Consider the following 21,275-nt stretch of genomic DNA (forward strand, 5'->3'; position numbering starts at 1 on the left):
GGTGCTGCGAGCACCGCGTTCATCGAGAATACCTGAGGAGGAAGTGGGAATGGCAACGAGAACATGGACGTGTGGCAAGGACGGACCGAAGACGGTAGCGGAATTGCGCAAGAAAATGGTGGCGCTGGTGAAGAACAAGACCAGTTCGCAACTGATCGACTCCAAATTTACACGCGATCACATCTACGCCGGGCACAGCGGCGACGTCCTGAAGCTGGCGCAGATGCTGGCAAAGCAGCGCGACCTGCCCTTGAGCACCTTGCTGATCACGTCGATGCAAGCCACGGCCAAGGCTGAAGTACTGAACTGGATCGCGCACATTCCCGATGCGATGCTGACCTATCAGCGTGGTGTGTGGACGGTCAATACCCAAGGCAGCACCGTTCCGGCGGTCTGCAGCTACAAGTGGGTGACGGTCAATCTGGACGAGTTGAAGAGGATGATGATCAAGCAACCCGGCGACATCGTCAAGAAGAGCCGCGAGTGGATGAAGGAGTCGCAAAAGTCGCCGGCCATCGCTTGCCAGTTCTCCGGCGACGGCACCCCGGTCATCTATCACCTCGACTATTAAGCTGCGGCGTGCGCGCCCCGGCCCTTATCCGGGCCGGGGCGGCGCGCGCATCAATCGTCCTGCGGCGGTTTCACGCCCAGCAGTTCTTCGATGTGGGCCATGGCGCCCGAATCCTTGACCACGGAACGCAGCCAGACATGCAGGTCGGTGTTGGCGGCGTCGGCCGCCTTGTCGGCGAAATACGAGGCCGGGCTGTGCGGTTCGGTGCGGCGGAAGAATTCAGCCACGTTGCGCAACTGGGTCACGGCTTGCTCGCGGGTGCGGATCACGCCCGGCGGGCCGGCCGGCTGGGGTGCGCTTGGCGGACCCTGGTCGTTTTCCGGCTCGGCGTAATAAAAATCCCCTGGCGCGGCCACCGCCTCGGCCGGCGCGGCGCTCGGCGCCGGCATCAGGGTCACCATGTCCTGCACCGCTTCGCGCGCGTTCGAGAAGCCCGGGCTGTCGTGCCCCAGGCGCGCATCGGCCGCCTGTTCGAACTGGCGCAGCGCATCCAGGCAGTATTGGGCGTCGGCGGTGAAGGTTTCGCGGAACTTGGCCGAGTTGGCGCTGCGCGCCTTTTCCAGGTCGGGCAGCTTCAGCCCGGCCGGCGCGCCCGCATTGTTGTAGCTGCCGCCGCCGCTGGCGTTGGCCAGCTTGCGCGCCACTTCAAAATCGACCAGCGTATAGCCGCGCGTGCCTTCGGTGATGCGCATTTCGCGCAGCAGGGCAGGGGTGCGGCCCAGGATCCAGGACAGGTTGCCGATGCGCTGATCGTGGTCGTCGTCTTCGGCTTCCGGAAACAGGCCGCGGTCCCAATACTGCTCGATCAGGCCGGCCAGCACGCGGAAGCTCTCGCCCAGGCCGCGCAGCTGGTGCTTCTTGGCGGCCGCCTCGGCCAGCCACACGCCCAGGCGCAAGTCCTTGCTCTTTTTTTCGAGCAGGATGGCGCAGCGGGTCACCACGAAATCCCAGTCGGCTTCCTTGATGTCGGTGACCCACTCGCCCTGGTCGAGCGAGGGGTCGTCGAATTTGCGCGCCAGCGTGATGGCGTCGAGTTCAGGCGAAAAGGCCAGGTCCTCGCCGGCCGGCTGGTCGTCGCTGATCGGGGTTAAGAGCGGTTCTGCTGCAAACATGGTGTCCTCGTAGTGGGGAGGCGCTTATTGCGCCATCCGGAATTCGATGCGGCGGTTGCGCGCGCGTCCGTCCGCGCTGTCGTTGCTGGCGACCGGGCGGTCGGCGCCCTGGCCGGAAGCGCTGAGCAGTTCAGCCTTGATGCCGGAGCTGGTCAGGTACGTCTTGACCGCTTCGGCGCGCGCCTGGCTCAGGTTCTGGTTGGTGGCCTTGTTGCCCTGGCTATCGGTGTGGCCGATGATGTCGACCTTGCGGTCCTTGAGCTTCATCATGGCCGCCGCCATTTCGTCGAGAATCGCGCGTCCGGTGGGGGTCAGGGTGGCTTTGCCGCTTTCGAATTCGACGATGCGGTTGGCCAGGGTGGTATCGAGCACGCTCTGGTCGGCGGCCGAGACGCGCAGGCTGTTGTTGACCGTGTAGGTCGGGTTCAGGCTGGCCGTGACGTTGCCGGCGATTTTCTGGCGCGTCGCTTCGCTGGCCACTTCGCCCTTGATGCTGACGGTGCTGCCATCGATTTTCAGCTGCCCGCGCGAGATCGACTTGAGGTCCGGCGTGATCAGTTTTTGCACGTAGCCGTTCCAGTTGGCCGGCGTGGCGACCTGGCCGACGGTGATCTGGTCGACTACCAGGTCGGCGCCGTACACCTCGCGCAGGCGCGCCAGCACGGCGGCCTTGCTCGCTTCATCGGGCACGGTGCCGGAGACCAGCACCTGGCCCGGCTGGGGGGCGGCGGTTTGTGCGCCGGCATTGACTGCGCCGGCAAGCAGGATTAACAGGGCGACAAGGTGGCGCATGATCAGCTTCCGATAAACGCCGCGCGCAACGATTCCAGCGCGGATTTGAGTGACAAATTGGCTTGCGCCAGATAGGTGGACAGTTTCTGGACCGCGTAGTCCGTGTCGGTCTGGGCGTCGACCCAGTCGAGCTGGTCGAACGTGATGTGGCGCTCCTGCGCCGCACCGGGGTCCATGATCGCCTGCAGCGTTTGCGGGGAGGCGCCGGAAAAACCCACCACCAGCGCCGGACGGGCGTTGATGCGGGCCACGAACAGGGCCAGCTCGAAATCGGCACGCGCCAGGAACGGGGTAATCAGGTGCATCCAGAACGCCGCCACCAGGTTGCGGTAGATCGGGTCGACCGGCAGCGGCAGCACCAGGCTCTTTTCGAGACGGCTGGAACTGCTGGCCATCACCGGCTGCATCAGCATGCCGAGCGCCAGCAGCACCTGGCGCGCCGAGCAGGCGTAGCCGGCCTGGCTCAAGAGGCCATCGAGCGCGCCCACGGTCTGCATGTCGAGGAAGTCCTCGAACGCCGCTTCATAGGCCGCCACGCGCAGGTCGACGTCGATGGTGTGGCTGGCGGCCGCCTGCAGCGGGGCGGCGGCATCGGCCGCGCCGATCACGCCGGCGCTGAGCGTCTCGAGCCGGTTCCACAGGCGCGAGAGCACCAGCGGCGCGTCCGCCACGAAGGTGGCCGGGTCGGCCACTTCCATCGCGCTCATCATCAGGAACGGGAAGCGCCGGTTCGACTGGTCGCTGCTGGCCACGATATGGCCGGCGATGGCATTCCTGCGGCGCGGGCCGATGAAGGCGAAGTGCAGCGGCGTGACCGCGTCATAGTTCAGTTTCCAGCGCGCGTCGGCACTCATCAGGTCCATGGCCTGGGCCAGCCAGTCGTCCAGCACCTTGATCAGGGCCGGGTTGTCGCTGCCCTTGACGAAGTCGCCCCGGCTGGGGATCTTGCCGAAATAGCCGACCGGGATCGGCGTGACGGCGCGGTTCATGGACGTGCTCCCGCGCCTGGCGCCGGTGCGGCCGCTGCCGCAGGCGCAGGTGCCGCCGCAGGGGCGGGCGCCGGCACGGCCGCTGGCACGGTCGAACTGATGATCGTGTCGGGCAGGCGCATGCGCTTGAAGCCGCTGCCCGCTTGCGGGGCCGACGCCGCCGCCGGCTTGGCGCCGGCTGGAATGATCTTCAGGTTGGAGGTGACCTTGACGCCGGCATTTTCCCAGCTCAGCTCGAATACGCCGCCATCCTTGCGCTTGCGCTGGGCCGATTCGACCATCTTGCGCAGGCCGAAGTGGCCCGGTTCGTTGAGCAGCACCACCGTCTGGCCTTGCGGCGTGATGGCGGTGATGCGCGAGCCCGGCGTACCCTGCGGGTTCGGCCAGACCATGTGCACCCACGGCTGCGGCTGGCCTTTCCAGCGCAGCGACTGGCCATCGATCTCGATGGTGAACTCGGTGGCGCCGGTCGCGCCCAGCGCTTGCAGGTCGAACTGGGTCTGGGCTTCGCCGCTCGGGCTGCTGGCTGCGGCGGCGGCTACGCCGCCGGCCGACAGCGGCGCGATCCAGCCGGGGAAGCTCGACACCGCCGACGGCGACAGGCCGATGCCCATATTGGCCCAGGTGCGGGCCGCCACCACGTCACCGCGGCGCACCACCAGCGGGCCGATGGTGGTGTCGAAGAACTTGGCGATCGCGCCCGACGGCCCGAACACCTGGGCGATTTCATCGTTGGTCGCTTCCGAGCGCGAGTCGGCCGCGAACGGATACTTGGTGGCCAGGTTCTGGCGGAACGGTTGCAGCACCTGCGCCGCCCAGACCTTGTCGATTTCGGCCTCGGTCGGACGCACGATCACCGAGAAGGTCTGCATCAGCGGACGCACCAGGATCGGACGGATGGCTTGCTTCTGGATGTCGCTCATCCCGGTCAGCATCTGTTCATCGACATACTTGAGCGCTTCGGCCAGTTCGGAACCGCTGCCATCCAAGGTTTGCTGCATCAGCTGCTTGGCGCCCGGACCCGGGTCGCCCTGGTTCTTGATGGTGTTGAAGCGGCTGCGCAGTTTCGACAGGTGCTCCATGTAGCCGCGCATGAGCGAGGCATCCTTGTCCTTGGCGACCACCAGGCGCGCCACGCCGGAAAATTCGCGGCCGACCGGGCCCAGCGGCAGCGGCGCGACACTGCTGCCGGTCTGGGTTGGCGGCAGGTCGACGGTGACGTGCGACGGTTTGCGGCGCAGGATCACTTCGCGGAACCAGCCCATCATGTCGCGCTTGGCGCTGGCCATGCCCTTGTCCACCAGGGACGGGTTGTCCCACGAGGTTTGTTCGTAGACGGTGGTGATCAGCTTCTGGATGGGCGAGGTTTGCGGGTCGCCCAGGCGGTTCATGGCCGCCGCCGCCGCTTCGAAGCCATTCAGGTCGCGGATGGTCACGCCCTGCACGAACTTTTGCCATTCCCTGGCGTAGTCGTTCTTGTACATCTCGACCAGCGCCTTCTGGATCTGTTCCGGGCTGCCTTCGAGCGTCAGGTCGTCCTTGGAGGCGGTCTTGAGCACCCAGTCGGCGCTTTGCAGTTCCTTGTTGGCGGCATCCTTGAAGGCGCCCTGCACGAAGCCTTCCCAGGCTTCGCGCGTGAAGCTGCCCGGCACGGCGTAGCTGCCCAGCACCAGTTCCTTGTCCTGGTCGCCGACGATGCGGCCCACCGTCATCGACGGGAAGCGGGTGGCGGCGCGCGCCTTGACGTCGGCGTACACGCGTTCGCGCGCCGGCATGCCGCGCACCACCAGGCGCAGGGTGTCGCGGGTCTGGTCGACCAGGGCCAGCTTGCTGTCGATCTGCGGCCAGGACACGTCTTCCACCTGCGCCAGGTAGAACGAGATGGTGCGCTCGGCGCTGCGGATCATTTGTTCGCGCGGCATGGCGCCCCGGTTGGCGTCGAGCCAGACGCGCCAGAAGCGGGTCAGCTGGTCGTTCAGGTGGCCGCCCTCGAAGCGCGCCTTGTCGCCCAGCATCAGGTAGGTTTTCAGGGCGTTGTAGGCGTCTTCGGTGCTCGTTGGCGAGGCATCCTTGAACTGGGTGGCGGCCGGCGCGGCGGGTGCGGCTGCGGCTGCCACGGCGGGCGCGGCGGTGCCGGCCGGTGCGTCGGCGGCGGCCGGCTTGACGCCGCCCTGCAGCGCGCTGGCATTGCTGTTGACTTCGGTAAGGAAGGTTTCCAGCGAACCGGCCACCGGTTTCAACATGATTTCGCGCACGCCGTTGAAGTATTCCTCGCGCAGCTTGCGTTCGAGCAGTTCGCCCTGGTACAGGCCCAGCGAGAGCGAGAGCGGGCGGCTGTCGCGGTATTTTTCCAGCTGTTCGATGCGGTCCTGCAAGATTTGCAGCGCTTCAAAGCGCGATTGCAGGTCGATCTTGTTGGTCTGGATCTTCACCACCTGGTCGAGGTCGGCCTGGACGTTTTCGACCAGCTTGCGGTTGCTCATGTACGACCAGCTCCAGCCGCCCAGGGTCAGGCCGACCATGGCGGTGGCCAGGAAGAAGGCGGCGTAGCGCATGCGCGTCTTGCTCGGGCTGGCGTACTGCGCGACCAGGTCCTTGTCGGCGAAAATCACGTTGCGGAACAGGTTGAGCAGGAAGAAACCGCTCTGGTTCTGGGTTTCGGCGTGGTGCTGCGGCTGCAGCTTGATGTCGAAGCGCTGCGCCACTTTCTGCGACGAGGCCGAGATCGATTCGCCTTCCTGCAGCGCGCTGGTGAAGTAAAAGCCGCGGAACACCGGCTTGAACTGGAACGGGTTTTCCTCGAACAGGGTGGCGATGAAGGTGCGCAGCGGCGCCTTGATGGTCGAAAATTCGAGCGGGAAGGTGAAAATGCCCGGCGGCATGCGCTCGCGCCATTGCAGCGCCATATTGGCCGCGCTCATGTCTTTCAGGCCGTCGTACAGCTCGTCGAAGCGGGCGTCGAACTGGGTCAGCACCTGTTCGCTGCCGGCCGCATGGCTGTAGGGCAGGGTGGCGCCCCAGACACGGTCGCGTTCGGCGCGTTCGGTGTCCTGGAAGAATTCGTTAAAGCCGGCGATCAGGTCGGCCTTGGTAAACACCACGTACACCGGCGCATGCACTTCCAGGCGCTCGGTCAGTTCCTGCACGCGCTGGCGCAGGTTTTTGGCCAGGTTGATGGCGAACTCGGGACGGTTGCCGGTCAGTTCGGCCACGCTGACGGCGATGATGATGCCGTTGATCGGCGCCTTCTTGCGGTATTTTTTCAGCAGCGACAGGAAACCGAACCACTCGGTGCGGTCTTCGTCGACCACCGAATAGCGCCCGGCGGTGTCGAGCAGGATGCCGTCGGTGGTGAAGAACCAGTCGCAATTGCGGGTGCCGCCCACGCCCTGGACGATCTTGCTGTCGGCAAAAGGAAACTGCAGGCCGGAGCTGGCGATCGCCGTGCTCTTGCCGGCCGCCGGATTGCCGATGATCATGTACCACGGCAATTCGTACAGGGCCGCGTCACCGGACAACTGGCCCAGCTTGGAGCCCTTGATGGTGGCGATCGCATCGAGCATGCGTTTCTTGATGGTTTCGTGTTCCTGGCGCTGGGCGGGGTCGGCACGCACCGGCGTGTGGTTGACCTGCTGTTCCAGCATCTCGCCGAGATTGCTGGCGGCGCGCTGGCGCTTGTGGCGGCGCCATAGCCAGACCAGCAAGCCGAAGAACAGCGCCACCCCGAGCACGGCGAACGCGTACTCGGCCGGGAGGTCCAGCACTGCCGCCCCGATCAGCAAGACGGCGGCAAACGCCAGCCACCCGACGACGATCAGGGTGCGACGGCTTGTCAGAAACTGCCAGATTGATTGCATCATTATCAGAAACTCAGTTTATAAAAACATTTACAACAGGACCGTCGCTGGCCGGATCAGGGCGCAGCGACGGAAGGGGTCTTCCTTGTTCAGGCAAAGCACGGGGGACATGCAGGTTCGCTGCCGCTGACCGCGCCTGGTGCCGCTTAGCGGCGCTTCATCACACCGGCCAGGCGCAGCTCGGTATGTCCGAAGTCCATCATTTTCCAGCGTCCGCCCCAGGTCAGCCCCAGCGATTCGGCAACTTCACCGTACAGCTCGTAACCGCGCATGGCCCAGGGATCTTTTTCCGAAATTACAATTTTACCGTTACGTATGAAAGCGCAGTCGGCCGCCAGTCCGTACTGGTGCCAGCTCTGGAACGCCGCCGCATTGGTCACCGACGAGCCCATCGCGGCCAGCTTGTTCTGGCGTTCCGGACTGCGATAGCCTTCCAGGATAGCCATATCGTAACCATGCCGTTCTTTCATTATTTTAAACGCTTGCAGCAAGCGCTGGGTGTACGCCGGATTCATCAGTGACCAATCGCGGCTGGCCGAGACGATCATCGGGCGTTCCTGCTCGACTTCGACGGTGGCGAACAGCATCGGCGGCAGGGGCGCGGGCGGCACCAGGTTCTCGCCTTCGAGCAGGCCGGCGACCTGGGTATCCATTTCGCGGGTCGACTCCTCGAAGCCGCCAAGCACCGTGCCGCCGCTGAACAGGGCCACCAGCGGCGGCACCGACACCAGCACCAGCCCGCCGATCACGAGCAGGTAATGGCGGCGAAAAAACTGGCTGGCGTCGCGTGCCGATGTGCTGCCGGTTTGTCGTATCGCCGCAACACTTTGTCCCCTGACGCGTGCCGCCTGTCCGAACCAGCCTCGCAGGCGCAGGCCGGCGCGCGCCAGCATGCTCAGCACAAACGCGCGGCCGGCCGGAAACAGCACCAGAAAACTGATTACGCACGCCAGCAAAAAGTACAGGGCTACTGCAAGAAACAGCACGGAGACCTCATCAAGACATTCAAAACGAAAAGTGCGATACTGACATAAAGGATTGCTTGGAAGTATATCTTACTGTTATAGCAATCCGACAGGTGATTCCACACTCTTTTGTGAGGGGTTCCTGACGGTTGACATGGTAAAAAAGCTTCACGTTTTTTTTGAATAGCGTAAAGTTATGTAGAAATCAACAAGGAGCACCCTTTGCAACATGACGATCAGTCGCCGCCAGCCTACAGGCGGCCCAGTTTACTTTCTACCGAGCAACAACAAGAGGCGGCGCGCGCGAGCGCCGACGCACGCCAGTCGACCCAAGCGGCCGACAAGTCCCCCCTCGATGCGGGCAAGGCCAAACGCGGCAAGGCCGCCTGGCTGGCCGGCGGCGCCGTGCTGGTGGCCGCGTGCGCCGGCGCCGCGGTGTGGCTGGCGCTGGACGCCGACACCATGCCTGCCGTGGTCGCGTCCGGCCCGGCCGCACCGGTGCTGGCCGATCCGGTGACGCCGGCGCCGGTGGCCAAGCCGGCCGAGGCCGACGTAGCGGCCGCCACCACCAAGCCGGCCGGGGCCGACGCATCGGCAGCCAGCACCAAGCCGGCCGAGGCGGACGTATCGGCGGCCGCCATCCTGGAGCAGGGCGCCCCCGCGCCGGCCGCCGCCGCGAACGATCCCTCGCTCAAGGACATGCTCAACGCGCCGGCCGCGCCCAAGCCCAAATCACCCGGGGAAGAATTGAGCAAGCTGCTTGCCAGCTCGCCGGCCGCACCTAAAAAGGCTGCCGCGAAGGCGGCCGACACACCGGCCAAAGCGGCGCAGCTGGCCAAAGCGGGCGACAAAAAGCCGGCGCCGCCGCTCAAGGGCGCGCCCAAGGCGGCCGCCAAGCCGACCGACGACGCCAGCCTGCTGGCGGCCCTGGAGGCCCACTCGAAGGAGCAGCAGGGCGAGCAGCGCCCGGCCGCGAATGCCGCCGCGCCCACCTCGCTCAAGCAATGCAAGCAGCTCAATGCGGCCCAGGCCGAGCAATGCCTGTTGCGCCTGTGCGCAGGCAGCGCCAAGGACGATCCGCAGTGCAAGTCGCGGCGCGTTCCCAACCCGGCCGCCGACTGAGCGTGCGCTGCGCCCTGGACGGTAGCCAAACGGGACTGGGTGCAACAAACCTCGTCGGCGGCATGATTTTCCTTCACAATAACGGCTTCACCTTTTGCAGGAGCATCACATGCTGAACAAGATCGTTTCCCGCCGCACGCTGCTGGCAGGCGCCGCCCTGTGGCTGCTGGGAACATCCGCCGCGATGGCACAGACCGACAAGGTGCTCGATGTCGTGGTCTTCAATTATTCCAGCCGCGCCCTGCTCGACGTGACCGTCGGCGGGGTGCGCGTGGGCGGCGCCGGACCCTATCCGTTCAGCGGGCGCCGCGGCAAGATCGGCGCGCGCTTTTCCAACGGCCCGCAAACCGTCACCTGGCGTGTCGGCGTGGCCGAGGGCGAGGAAAAGGGCGAGGTCGTGCGTTCGTCCAACACCCCCACCATGGGCGAGATTCCATCGGATGCGCGCTATGTGTCGGTGCACATCTATCCGGACGCCGCGGTCGAGTTCATGTTCTCGCGCCGGGTGCCGGTGCTGAGCAAGCGCGGCGAAGCGATCGACGCCGATTACCGCCGCCGCAAGGCTGCCCAGCAATCGGAATCATGAGCATGAGCGCCATCGTCAGCGGCCACACCCAGGGCCTGGGTGCGGCGCTGGCGGCCGAACTGATGATGCGCGGGATTGCCGTGCTGGGACTGGCGCGCGGCACGGCGCCGCAGCTGGCGGCGCGCTTCGGTCCGCTGCTGCGCGAGCACCAGGCCGACCTGTCCGACAGCGCGGCGCTGGCCGCCTGGCTGGCCACGCCCGCCTTGCGCGACTTTGTCGGCGCCAGCACCCAGGTTTTGTTGATCAATAACGCCGGCACGGTAGAGCCGGTCGGCGCGCTGCATGACCAGGACCCGCTGGCGGTGGCGCAAGCGGTGGCGCTGAACGTGGCCGCGCCGATGATGCTGGCCGCCGCCGTGGCGACAGCCGCCCGCCAGGCTGACTGCCGCATCCTGCACGTGTCGAGCGGCGCCGCGTGCAATGCCTACACCGGCTGGAGCGTGTACGGAGGCACCAAGGCCGCGCTCGACCAGCATGCGCGCGCCGTGGCGCTCGACTATCCGCTGGCGCCGCAGGCAGGCGATGGCGCCGCCGGCGTGCGCATCTGCAGCCTGGCGCCCGGCGTCATCGATACCGCCATGCAGGCGCGCATCCGGGCCACGCCCGAGAGCCGCTTTCCCCAACGCGAGCGCTTCCTGGCCTTGCAGCGCGATGGCGCCCTCAGCTCGCCCGAGCAGTGTGCGGCCGGCGTGGTCGATTACTTGCTGGCGACAGGGTTCGGCCGCGACGCGGTGGACGACCTGCGCGCCACCGGCCGCCGGTAGACCAGGCGCAAACCGGCCTTCCGGCGACGAGCCGGACTGAAACACGGTCGCCTGTGGTGTCCTTTATCGCCTATCGCGATGGTGGCGTAACGCGCTGGCATATCTCATCCAGAACCTGCACCCGACCCAAACCTCGTTCCCGCGCGGCACCGCAGCCGCCGCATGAATTGCCTGCTCGCTATCAAGTAAATGTTTCTGTACCAGATTAACGGGTAGAAAAAATATACTGACACGGGCATTTAATCAATATGTGAAACCCGAACCATCGATGATGTGTGCGGGTGAGCGCATGTATCAATCCTCGCCTGCACGTGCGGAGATACAGTATTGCTGATCGCCGAGGACGCTCATTGGCGTATCCGAAATAGGTGACGCTGTGCACTTTAACTCGCTGCGGAGGGATGAATCATGTGTGCTTGCAATAATAGGGAATGCAACAGTCCGCTGATCTCGGGATCAATAAAGAAAATCGCTACAAGATATGCCGGCATACTGGCCGCGCTAGTTGCCGGTATTTATCAACAAAATGTTATGGCGCAAAATTTCCCATCATCCAACGATAAAATTCCCGCCGGCTGGACAGGTCCCGTATTTAAGCTCAGCCAGGATTATCCAGCGACGCTCCCGCAAGACCCGCTTCCCTGGCAAGCTATCGATCCCACGCGGGAGCCGGAGCGGTACGCCCGGACGGTGTACAACTACGTTTTAGAAGGCAATATTCAGGCGGACTGGGATGTGCGGAACAACAAGGTCCGCAGGTGGTATCACGCGCCCTGGATGCACTATGGAGATACCGGCCGGGAATTTATTCGCGGACTGACAAGGGAAAGGACCAGCCCGGCCCCTGGCTCAGCCGGAAAGGGTGAGCTGGGTCCGGCCCAGACCAGGTGTTTTCAGAATTGGGCCGTCGGATTCTATAATCCCCCCGGCGGATATCAGGTCGGCAAAGTCTGGGCAAAACCTGACAATCCGGATGCGGTATTGTCTCAATTCCCCAATGGTACTGTGATTGCCAAGTTACTATTTACAACAGCGCCGGATGACGAGCTTCCCTATCTCAAGAATGCTGTCGAATGGCAGGCAAACGTGCACGTATTTTCTGGTGTCACCTGTCCCAGCGGCGCGCTGGTGCGCCGGCCGCAAACCGTGCGGCTGCTGCAAGTCGATATCGCCATCAAGGATGCGCGCGCAGCCGAGACAGGATGGGTATTTGCCACCCTCTCGTACAACGGCAATGCTGCCGGTGCCACGCCATGGGAAAGAATGCAATTGGTGGGCGTAATGTGGGGTAACGATATTGCCAAAAACCAGCAATGGATCAACAAGATGAATGGCACGCCGCAGCATCTGGGCGCCGGCGGAAGGCTCAACGGCCCGGTGGACAATCCGCGCTCTTCCTGCATTTCTTGCCATGCGACGGCGCAAACCCCATCGCGTTCGCCCATGATCGCCCCCTCGCAAGCCGACGCGCCGCGCTGGTTTGCCAATTATCCGGGGAACCGGGCATTCGATGCGGGGGCCACCGCCACCGACTATTCCCTGCAAATCGCCATGGGAATCCAAAACCTGAACCGCTCGAAAACGCCGGTGCGCAGCACCAGCAGCAAGGACCCCGGGCCAGCCCTGATCCCGGCGGAAGACATCAAGCTCATGAACCGTGCATTCGATTCCGGCAGGGATATACCGCTGCCGATCATCATTAACAAGGCCCTGGAATATCCCGTCGGCCGTTGATCGATGGCGTGCATGCGCCAGCGGGCGGCCTGCGCGGGTCGAGCACGTCGCCGACCTTGCGCTTGAGCAGGGGATGGCGCAGGCCGGCGGGAGAGGGCGGGAGAGGGCGGCGTCGGGAGAGCGCAGCGTCGGGAGAGCGCAGCGTCGGGAGAGCGCAGCTCGGGTGCTGCCCGCTCCCCGCCTTGGCAGCCTGTTTCCGGGCGCGCCGCGCTTCCCCGGCTGTTGCTTTTTTAACTCCGTACAAAGTATCGTTGACATTGAAAAACATTGAGTGATATATTTTGCTCATCGATTGGGAGCGTTTCCAATTAGCGCGGAAGTGCCGGAACAGCCGATCATGCAGGTGTTGCCGAGGCGGCAGCAGGGTGTTGTGGAGTGAAGACGCGGCGCCGTCCCGGCTGCGGGCTAGCAACGATAATCATAAAAATCAATGAGGAGACGCAATGTTGTATCCGAAGACAAGAAGGACCCTGGTCAGCCTGGCCGTCGCCAGCGCGTGCGGGCTGATCGGCATGTCCGCCCATGCCCAGGCACCCGCACCGGCCAGCGAAAGCGATAAAGAAGTCATTCCCGAAGTCAGGGTCACCGCCACCCGCTACTCGACCTCGCTGCTGAAAACCCCGCTGGCGGTCACCGCCTACAGCCAGGATAACCTGAACCGCATGGGCATCACCAGCGCCAAGGACCTGGCCAACGAAATTCCCAACGTCACCTTCCAGGCCACCGGCGACTCGGCGGTGCAGATCACCATCCGCGGCATCACTTCCTCGAACACCACTGAAATCGGCGACCCCGCCGTCGGCTTTCACATCGACGGCCTGTACTCGCCGCGTCCGCAGGGCGCCCAGGCGCTCATGTTCGACGTCGACCAGGTCGAAGTGCTGCGCGGCCCGCAGGGTACCCTGTTCGGGCGCAACTCGACCGGCGGCAGCGTCAACGTCATTTCCGCCAAGCCCGACTTCTCCGGCACCTACGGCAAGGCCGAAGTCGATATCGGCAACTACCGCAAGAAACAGGTCAACCTGATCCAGAACATCGCCGTCAACGACAAGCTGGCGCTGCGCGGCTCGTTTACCAAGGTCACCCGCAACGGCTGGGCCAACCAGATGTCGGACACGCGCGAAGCGAACGTGCCATCCAAGGGCTGGATTCCGGATGGCATTGCCGACGTCGACCAGCGCTACAACCACCCAGTCGGCGCCAAGGATTTCTACACCAACCAGGACGAGTACGCGGCGCGCCTGGCGGCCAAGTTCAAGATCACCCCCGACCTGACCCTGAACGCCGCCTACGAGCTGTTCCAGGACAATGGCGCCGGCAACACCAGCTTTCGCGACTGCGACCAGGCTGCGGGCACGCGCTACGCCTGCAGCGGCGGCCAGTGGGACCTCTTGATCAACGTGCCCGGCAAGACCGACATGACGATCAAGTCCCTGCGCGCCGGCCTGAGCTGGAACGTCAACCAGAACACCAGCATCGACTACAGCTTCATGCTGGCCAACCAGCAGCGTTCCCAGCTGTACGATGCGGACAAGGGCTTGACGGCCGCGCTGCCGTTCCAGGTGACGGCCGACTACCCGAACCGTCCGGACGCGGCCAACTGGAGCACCTGGCCGCTGGACGACCGCTACCAGGCCACCTGGGACTCGACATACAAGTCCTCGGTGCAGGAACTCCAGCTCAAGCAGCAGTTCGACACCCTGCAATACGTGGCCGGCCTGTTCTGGATGCACGAGAAAAACCAGATCAACTACGAAGTCGTCGATTTCTTCCGCAAGCCGCACGGCATCGCGTCCGGCGCGTTTTACTCGCAGCCGGACCGCCAGGTCGACGCCAAGGCCGTGTTCGCGCAAGCCGACTGGAAATTCATCCCGACCTGGACCGCCACCGCCGGCGCGCGCTATAGCGTCGACTCCAAGGAAGACAAGAATGGCTTGAACCTGGGCGGCTGGGCCGGCGAGACGGCGTTCTACCGCGGCCAGTACAACGGTGGCACCCCGAACACGCCCGGCTACCGCTTCCCGCAGTCGACCGACCTGAAACCGGGCATGGGCGGCAGCGTCGAGGCGTATTCCGGCTATGGCCGGCCATCGCCGAACGACCACAAGGATGAATGGAAGAAAGTCACCTGGCGCCTCGGCCTGCAAAAACAGGTCACCGACAACCAGATGGCGTACACCGCGCTGTCGACCGGCTACAAGGCGGGCGGCTTCGGCGACAAGGTTGACAGTTGCGGCGGCCACACCTGCGTCGATGGCAAGAAGGGCGTGGAAACCTTCCTGCCGTACCGGCCGGAACTGGTCACCAATCTGGAATTGGGCTACAAGGGCAAGTTCCTGGAAAACCGCCTGAGCGTGTCGGCCGTCGCCTTCATGATGCGCTACAAGGACCAGCAGCTGACCAACACCTATTTCGTCTCGAAATACCGGCCCGACGATGGCAAGCCGTGCGCCAGCGACCAGCCCAAGTGCGACGTGTACGAAACCTGGCGCACCATTAACGTCGGCAACACCCGCATCTCGGGGATCGAAGTCGAGTGGGATTACAAGCCCTGGAAGGGCGCCAAGGTCGGCGGCGCGTTCTCGAACCTGAACACCTCGATCCGCGATTACGGCGCCTACAGCGACGACTATCTGTGCGACGAGCGCGCCGAGTTCAAGCAGGAACGCTGCCCGCTGCCCTACGCCGGTGCCGGTGCCGACAACGGCAAGCGCCTGTACGACGTGACCAACAACCGCCTGCCGAACGCGCCGAAGTACACCTTCATGCTGCACGCTTCGCAAGCGTTCGTGCTCGACGGCGGCTACAAGCTGACCCCGTACTTCAAGGTCAACTGGCGCGACAAGGTCTACTTCGACGTGCGCAACGACGAGTTCGAGCACATCGGCCGCTTCCAGAAAGCCAACCTGACCGGCGACGCCTCGTTCCGGGTCGACGCGCCGAACGGCAACTGGCATGCGGAACTGTATGTGCGCAATGTGTCGGACAAGCGCGTGAAAACATCCGGCAACAGCGGTATGGGCGGGCAGATGATCGCCAGCTATATCGAGCCGCGCATGTTCGGCGTGCGCGCCGGATTTAATTACTGATGAGCGACTGACATCCACCGTTTGGCGAGCCCCGCGTGCCGTAAGGCGCGCGGTGGACCGGTGTGACCTGTTCCCCAGGCCACGCCGGTTTTTTTTGCTTGTGTAGGCACGTCGTCGCACCTTTAGTCACACCTTTAGTTACAGCATCGACCGGAGAACCAGATGACAGACCAGCGCATCAAGCAGATCGTGATCGTCGGTGGCGGCACCGCCGGCTGGATGAGCGCCGCCGCGCTCTCGCAGCTGCTGCCCGTGGGCCACCACTACCGCCTGATCGAATCCGACCAGATTTCCACCATCGGGGTGGGCGAGGCGACCATCCCCAGCATCCGCAATTTCAACCTGCACCTGGGCATCGATGAGAACGATTTCATCCGCGCCACCCAGGGTAGCTTCAAGCTCGGCATCGAATTTATCGACTGGGGCCAGAAAGGCAGCAATTACATCCACGGTTTCGGCTCGGTCGGACGCGACCTGCCGACCGCCAATTTCTTCCACTACTGGCTGAAAATGCACCAGGCCGGGCAGGCCGACAGCCTGGAACCGTACTCGATCAACACCATGGCCGCGCGCCTGGGCAAGTTCAGCCGGGGCCGTCCGGACTTGCCCAATTCGCCGCTGGCGGACCTGTCCTACGCCTTCCATTTCGACGCCGGCCTGTACGCGCGCTACCTGCGCAGCTACAGCGAGGCGCGCGGCGTGCAGCGCACCGAGGGGCGCATCGTCGAGACCGTGCTGCATCCGGACGGATCGATCGCCGCACTGCTGATGGAAAACGGCGAACGCATCGGCGGCGACTTTTTCATCGATTGCTCCGGCATGGTGGGCTTGCTGATCGAGCAAGCCTTGCATACCGGCTACGAGGACTGGAGCCACTGGCTGCCGTGCGACCGCGCCATTGCCGTGCCCTGCGAGTCGCACGGTCCGATGGCGGCGCTGACGCGCTCGACCGCGCACACGGCAGGCTGGCAGTGGCGCATCCCCTTGCAGCACCGCACCGGCAACGGCCACGTCTTTTCGAGCAAGTTCATGAGCGCCGACGAAGCCCAGGCCATCCTCATGAACAATCTCGACGGCCAGCCGCTGGCCGAACCGCGCCTGCTCAAGTTCACCACCGGCAAGCGCAAGCGCGCCTGGAACAAGAACTGCGTGGCGATCGGCTTGTCGGGTGGGTTCATGGAACCGCTGGAGTCGACCAGCATCCACATGGTCAAGACGGCGCTGATGCGCCTGATCAGCTTTTTCCCCGACCGTGGCTTCGACCAGGTCGACATCGATACCTTCAACCGCCTGTGCGACAAGGAATACGAGCAGATCCGCGACTTCCTGATCCTGCACTATAAAGTGAGCACGCGCGACGATTCGGCCTTCTGGCGCTATTGCCGCGACATGGAGGTGCCGGCCGGCCTGCGGCGCAAGCTCGACCTGTACGCCAGCCACGGGCGCATCCTGCGCGAGAACGAGGAGCTGTTTCCCGAGGATAGCTGGCTACAGGTGATGCACGGGCAGGGCTTGCGCGCGCGCGGCTACAACCCGGTGGTCGACCAGCGTGCCCCGCAGGAGATCGCCGACTTCCTGCAGGGCACCCAGGCGGTGATCCGCAAGTGCGTCGATGCCATGGGCAGCCACGAGCAATTCATCAAGGCCAACTGCCAGGCGGCGCCGTTGCGGCGCGCGGCCTGACGAGGGACGAAAAAAAACCGGCACGCAGCCGGTTTTTTTGTGGAACCGACTGCTTAGAACGAGAAACGCATGCCAGTCGACAGAACCGTGGCTTTCAGCGAACCATTATTGCCTTTTGCGACGGTGCCGTAGTTTTCGTATTCGACAAACGCGGCGATGGTCTTGGTCACAGCGAAGGTTGCGCCAACGCCCAGCAGCGCATCGGTCTTTTTCTGCTTGTCGTCACCATCGCCAACCACCAGCTGCATGGTGCGGTTCTTGGCGATACCGAGTTTGCCGGTCAGCGCCCACTTCTCGCCCAGCGGCAGGGTGACGGTGCCGGCGGCGTAGAACGAACGCGCACGCGAACCGCTGAGCTTGCCGCCGGTTTCGGCCTTGCCGAAGTGGGTGAAGCCGGCTTCGACGCCGAAGTTCTTGTCGAAATTGAAACCGGTGAACAGTTTGACGCCAGCGGCGGTATCCTTGTAGGTACCTGTTTTGATGCTAAGAACTTGCTCTGCAGCACCGACGCCGGCACCGACGTAGGTGCTTTCGGCATGCGCTGCCATAGGAGCGGCGGCAGCGGCCAACATAGCAATAGCGAGTGTGTTTTTCACGTGAAATCCTGTAAATGGTTTGTAAAAATATGTCGCCAAATGTCGTCATTCGGCAAAATCTGCCGAAATTATATATCGACCAACCTTACGCTGATGCTTTTGAGTATCGGTTTGGCGGCAAATTTGGCTGGGATTTGCTGTAAAACAACGCCGCACCTGAACCGTAAGCACACGCAAGTGGGCTCAGGCGCTGCGCTTGCGGAAGCGAAAGAAGCCATTCATGGTCAGCCTGCCGCGCTCGGGGTCGGGGTGGAGCAGGGCGGGCGCCTCGATCTGGGCGGCGTGGAAAATCTCGCCATCGTAGAAAATTGCCCGGTTGAAACGCGCGGGAATGGTGCAGATTTGCTCGAAGTGGGCGTTCGAGGCGGTCAGGTAAGCGGAACCGTCCGTGTCCCGTGGCTTGCCGGCGTGGGCCTCGCGCAGCAGGCGCGCGGTGTGTTCGGGCCCCTGGGTGGAGCGATAAAAGCTGGTGCCGCCCATGCGCGCATCCTCGAACAGGTACACCACGGCCGCCGCCGCGCCCACGCCCGGCGCCAGGTCGGCGCAGTCGCGGTGGCACAGGCGCTGCAAGGGATGGAGGGCGGCCGCGGGCAGGGTGGCCAGCGCCAGGCGCGCGGCCACGCTGATGGTGCGCTGGGCGCCCAGCGCGCGCCGCACGTGCTGGATGAAGAAGTCGTCGAGCCGAAACGCCATCTCCTGGCCCAGGTCCAGTTCCGGACCGGGATAGTAATTGGCCGGATCGACGGCAAAGCGCTCCTGCGCGGCGACGGCGTGCGCGACCATGGCGCGCGGATCGAGCAGGACATCGTCGATGACGACGCACGGCGCCTGCCCGGCGATGGCAATATAGCGGACTTGCGGACGCGGATTGAACACGGCGGCTCCATGCGACGAGGAATGAAAATAAGAGGATGAAAACGATATCACGGGACGCCGCGATCGCCTTGCGCGTTGACACTGAAATTCGTTGAATGATATAGTCAATCGACAAGATTGGAAAGCCTTCCAATCCAAGGCGGACGCAGACCCGCTTTCACAGGAGACCATGTTGAAACAACGAATTCTGGCCGCCGCGCTGGCGCTGGCAAGCGCCGGCGCCGCCTTTGGCGCCGACCCCAAACCGGAAGTGATCCACTGGTGGACTTCCAGCAGCGAAGCGGCCGCGGTGCGCACCATCGCCGACGCCTACCGCGCCGCCGGCGGCGTCTGGACCGATACCGCGATCGCCGGCGCCGACCAGGCGCGCGCGGTGGCGATCAACCGCATCGTGGGCGGCAATGCGCCGATGGCGGCCCAGTTCAACACAACCAAGCAGTTCACCGACCTGGTGGAGCAGGGCATGCTCAATAACGTCGACGACGTCGCCCTCAAGGAAGGCTGGGACAAATTCCTGCCCGAGCCGGTCTTGAGCGTCATCCGCGTCAAGGGCCATTACTACGCGGTCCCGGTCAACATCCACATGCAGGCATGGATCTGGTATTCCAAGGCGGCCTTCCAGAAGGCTGGCATTGCGAAAGAGCCGGCCAGCGTCGACGAACTGTTCGCCGCGCTCGACAAGCTCAAGGCGGCCGGACTGATTCCGCTCGCCCACGGCGGCCAGCCATGGCAGGAAAACATCCTGTTCCTGTCGATGCTGGCCCACATGGGCGGTACCGACCTGTATCTGAAGGTGCTGCGCGAGCGCGACCCGGCGGCCATCAATTCCGAGGCCTTCCGCCGCGTCCTGCTCAATTTCAAGCGCCTGCAATCGTACGTGGACGCCGGCGCGCCGGGGCGCAACTGGAACGACGCCACCGCGCTGGTCATCTCCGGCAAGGCCGGCATCCAGGTGATGGGCGACTGGGCCAAGGGCGAATTCGGCGCGGCGCGCCAGAGCGCCGGCAAGGAATACGGCTGCATCGCCGGCTTCGGCCCGCGCTCGCCCTATCTGATCCAGGGCGACGCCTTCGTCTTCCCCAAGACCGCCAATGCGCAGCAAGTCAAGTACCAGAAGCTGCTGGCCAGCGTGATCGTCGCGCCGCGCACCCAGGTCGACTTCAACAAGCTCAAAGGCTCGATTCCGATCCGGGGCGACGTCGATGCGTCGGCCATGGACCCGTGCGCGAAGGCCGGCATGGCGATCATGAAGGACCGCACGCGCCACGTCGGCATCGGCGAGGTGTATCTCACGCCCGACCAGAATGGCGCGATGCAGGATGTACTGACATCGTTCTGGAATACCAAGATGCCGGCCGAGAAGGCGCAAAAACTGATCGCCGCCGCCCTCAGGAACGAGCAGTGACCGGCTTGGGGCGGCGCGCGCTTGTGAGAGGGCGCCAGAATGCAGTATGCTGCGATTTTTGCAGTCCCCCTTTTTGAACGGAAGATGCGCGCGTGGCAACTCTCAAAGACGTAGCACTGCGGGCCGGCGTCGGCCTCGGAACGGCATCGCGTGTGGTCAGCGGCAAGGGCGCGGTGTCGCCCAAGACGCTGGCGCGGGTACAGAAGGCGATCGAGGAACTCGAATTCCATCCCTCGTACGCGGCCCGCTCGCTGATGCTGGGCAGCTCGCAGATGATCGGCGTGTACATTCCCTACCTGAGCGGCACCTTCTACACGCCGATTCTCAAGCTGATTTACTCGGAATTGCGGGCGGCGGGGCTGAACATGGTGGTCGGTTTCGGCATCGGCAGCGATGACGAGCGCACCCAGGCCGTGCAGGGGATCGATTTTCTCAAGGAGCGCGGCTGCGACGGCGTGCTGGTGATGAGTAACGTGCTGCGCGACGAAGACATCGAGGCGCTCGGGCCGCGCAAGTCGCGCCTGGTGCTGCTCAATCACAGCCTGCCCTCGATCGCCGCCCAGAGCTTCACCATCGACCATCTGTACGGCGGGCGCCTGGCGGCGCAGGCGCTGCTGCGCGAGGGGCACCGCGATATCGCCGTCATCGCCGGGCCGCGCGGCGCGCCCGACAACGTCGAGCGCATCGATGGCTTTTTGAGCGAGCTGGCGCAGGCCGGCATCGATATCGGCGGCATGTGGGTGGCCGAAAGCGATTTCGCGCCGCAGGGCGGCTGGGAAGCGGCAAAGGAACTGGCTGAATCGGGCTATCCGTTTACCGCCGTGTTTTGTGCCAATGACGATATGGCGGTGGGGGCGCTGTCGTATTTCCAGCAGGCCGGCGTGGCGGTGCCGGAGCAGGTGTCGGTGCTCGGCTACGACGACACCAACAGCGCCGAATACACGGCGCCGCGCCTGACCACGGTGCACATGCCGTGGACCGAGATGACCTTGAATGGCTTGAACTGCCTGCTCAATCGCTGCTATGGGATGGAGCGGCCGGTCACGCACGCGTATCCGGTGACGATCGCGATGCGGGCGTCGCTGGGGAAGGCGAAGGACATTTAGCGCTGTAGGCCGGGAGCGCCGCGGGTAG

16 protein-coding genes are annotated in these 21,275 nt (G+C 64.2%); 9 read left to right on the top strand and 7 right to left on the bottom strand.

Annotated features, from left to right (window positions below; genetic code table 11):
* Nucleotides 1–49: 49 nt before the first annotated feature.
* Entirely contained in the window at nt 50–571 is a 522-nt protein-coding gene (locus F2P44_RS29230; protein WP_167092608.1) for a hypothetical protein, read from the top strand.
* Nucleotides 572–621: 50 nt separating this feature from the next.
* Here F2P44_RS29230 and tssA read toward each other — a convergent pair whose 3' ends face one another.
* The 5 genes from tssA to F2P44_RS29255 all read right to left on the bottom strand — a co-directional run bounded on the left by tssA (nt 622) and on the right by F2P44_RS29255 (nt 8,307).
* Nucleotides 622–1,683 carry a type VI secretion system protein TssA gene (gene tssA / locus F2P44_RS29235; RefSeq protein WP_167092610.1) on the bottom strand — a complete coding sequence of 354 codons (1,062 nt, stop codon included), beginning with the start codon at nt 1,681–1,683 and terminating at the stop codon, nt 622–624.
* Nucleotides 1,684–1,707: 24 nt separating this feature from the next.
* Nucleotides 1,708–2,475 carry an OmpA family protein gene (locus F2P44_RS29240; protein ID WP_167092613.1) on the bottom strand — a complete coding sequence of 256 codons (768 nt, stop codon included), beginning with the start codon at nt 2,473–2,475 and terminating at the stop codon, nt 1,708–1,710.
* Nucleotides 2,476–2,477: 2 nt separating this feature from the next.
* On the bottom strand, nt 2,478–3,464 hold the full coding sequence (gene tagF, locus F2P44_RS29245) for a type VI secretion system-associated protein TagF (protein WP_167092616.1): 987 nt from the start codon (nt 3,462–3,464) through the stop codon (nt 2,478–2,480).
* A complete protein-coding gene (tssM, locus tag F2P44_RS29250; RefSeq protein WP_167092675.1) occupies nt 3,461–7,321 on the bottom strand; it encodes a type VI secretion system membrane subunit TssM in 3,861 nt (1,286 codons plus the stop codon). Before tssM ends, tagF begins: the two co-directional genes overlap by 4 nt.
* 146 nt (nt 7,322–7,467) lie before the next feature.
* Nucleotides 7,468–8,307: a M15 family metallopeptidase gene (locus F2P44_RS29255; RefSeq protein WP_289310120.1), complete on the bottom strand. Its 840-nt coding sequence runs from the start codon at nt 8,305–8,307 to the stop codon at nt 7,468–7,470.
* Between the two features lie 201 nt (nt 8,308–8,508).
* Between F2P44_RS29255 and F2P44_RS29260 the strand changes: the two genes are divergently transcribed.
* From F2P44_RS29260 to F2P44_RS29285, 6 genes are all read left to right on the top strand, one after another.
* The gene (locus tag F2P44_RS29260; protein WP_167092618.1) at nt 8,509–9,408 is read left to right on the top strand and encodes a hypothetical protein; all 900 of its coding nucleotides are present in this window, start codon (nt 8,509–8,511) and stop codon (nt 9,406–9,408) included.
* 109 nt (nt 9,409–9,517) lie between these two features.
* On the top strand, nt 9,518–9,994 hold the full coding sequence (locus F2P44_RS29265; RefSeq protein ID WP_167092621.1) for a hypothetical protein: 477 nt from the start codon (nt 9,518–9,520) through the stop codon (nt 9,992–9,994).
* A 2-nt stretch (nt 9,995–9,996) separates the two neighbouring features.
* Entirely contained in the window at nt 9,997–10,758 is a 762-nt protein-coding gene (locus F2P44_RS29270) for an SDR family oxidoreductase (protein ID WP_187363470.1), read from the top strand.
* A 408-nt stretch (nt 10,759–11,166) separates the two neighbouring features.
* Nucleotides 11,167–12,492, top strand: a complete 1,326-nt coding sequence (locus F2P44_RS29275) for a cytochrome P460 family protein (RefSeq protein WP_167092626.1) — start codon at nt 11,167–11,169, stop codon at nt 12,490–12,492.
* 443 nt (nt 12,493–12,935) lie between these two features.
* A complete protein-coding gene (locus tag F2P44_RS29280) occupies nt 12,936–15,581 on the top strand; it encodes a TonB-dependent receptor (RefSeq protein WP_167092629.1) in 2,646 nt (881 codons plus the stop codon).
* Nucleotides 15,582–15,743: 162 nt separating this feature from the next.
* Nucleotides 15,744–17,264, top strand: coding sequence for a tryptophan halogenase family protein (locus tag F2P44_RS29285; protein ID WP_167092632.1), 1,521 nt, complete (start codon nt 15,744–15,746; stop codon nt 17,262–17,264).
* A 53-nt stretch (nt 17,265–17,317) separates the two neighbouring features.
* Here the strand turns inward: F2P44_RS29285 and F2P44_RS29290 are convergent, their stop codons facing one another.
* Entirely contained in the window at nt 17,318–17,899 is a 582-nt protein-coding gene (locus F2P44_RS29290; protein ID WP_167092635.1) for an outer membrane beta-barrel protein, read from the bottom strand.
* A 144-nt stretch (nt 17,900–18,043) separates the two neighbouring features.
* On the bottom strand, nt 18,044–18,736 hold the full coding sequence (locus tag F2P44_RS29295) for a DUF6445 family protein (protein ID WP_167092638.1): 693 nt from the start codon (nt 18,734–18,736) through the stop codon (nt 18,044–18,046).
* 169 nt (nt 18,737–18,905) lie between these two features.
* Between F2P44_RS29295 and F2P44_RS29300 the strand changes: the two genes are divergently transcribed.
* On the top strand, nt 18,906–20,141 hold the full coding sequence (locus tag F2P44_RS29300) for an ABC transporter substrate-binding protein (protein ID WP_167092641.1): 1,236 nt from the start codon (nt 18,906–18,908) through the stop codon (nt 20,139–20,141).
* Between the two features lie 92 nt (nt 20,142–20,233).
* On the top strand, nt 20,234–21,247 hold the full coding sequence (locus F2P44_RS29305; RefSeq protein ID WP_167092644.1) for a LacI family DNA-binding transcriptional regulator: 1,014 nt from the start codon (nt 20,234–20,236) through the stop codon (nt 21,245–21,247).
* The last annotated feature ends 28 nt before the right edge of the window (nt 21,248–21,275 follow it).

Origin of the sequence: Massilia frigida, from assembly GCF_011682175.1 — a bacterium.
GTDB lineage: Bacteria > Pseudomonadota > Gammaproteobacteria > Burkholderiales > Burkholderiaceae_D > Telluria_A > Telluria_A frigida.

Excerpts from the sequence above, each read along its gene's own strand:
- F2P44_RS29230 (WP_167092608.1), top strand. The coding sequence starts at position 50 with ATGGCAACGAGAACATGGACGTGTGGCAAGGACGGACCGAAGACGGTA.
- F2P44_RS29300 (WP_167092641.1), top strand. The coding sequence starts at position 18,906 with ATGTTGAAACAACGAATTCTGGCCGCCGCGCTGGCGCTGGCAAGCGCC.
- F2P44_RS29240 (WP_167092613.1), bottom strand. The coding sequence starts at position 2,475 with ATGCGCCACCTTGTCGCCCTGTTAATCCTGCTTGCCGGCGCAGTCAAT.
- F2P44_RS29280 (WP_167092629.1), top strand. The coding sequence starts at position 12,936 with ATGTTGTATCCGAAGACAAGAAGGACCCTGGTCAGCCTGGCCGTCGCC.
- F2P44_RS29265 (WP_167092621.1), top strand. The coding sequence starts at position 9,518 with ATGCTGAACAAGATCGTTTCCCGCCGCACGCTGCTGGCAGGCGCCGCC.
- tagF (WP_167092616.1), bottom strand. The coding sequence starts at position 3,464 with ATGAACCGCGCCGTCACGCCGATCCCGGTCGGCTATTTCGGCAAGATC.
- tssM (WP_167092675.1), bottom strand. The coding sequence starts at position 7,321 with ATGCAATCAATCTGGCAGTTTCTGACAAGCCGTCGCACCCTGATCGTC.
- F2P44_RS29285 (WP_167092632.1), top strand. The coding sequence starts at position 15,744 with ATGACAGACCAGCGCATCAAGCAGATCGTGATCGTCGGTGGCGGCACC.
- F2P44_RS29270 (WP_187363470.1), top strand. The coding sequence starts at position 9,997 with ATGAGCGCCATCGTCAGCGGCCACACCCAGGGCCTGGGTGCGGCGCTG.
- F2P44_RS29275 (WP_167092626.1), top strand. The coding sequence starts at position 11,167 with ATGTGTGCTTGCAATAATAGGGAATGCAACAGTCCGCTGATCTCGGGA.
- tssA (WP_167092610.1), bottom strand. The coding sequence starts at position 1,683 with ATGTTTGCAGCAGAACCGCTCTTAACCCCGATCAGCGACGACCAGCCG.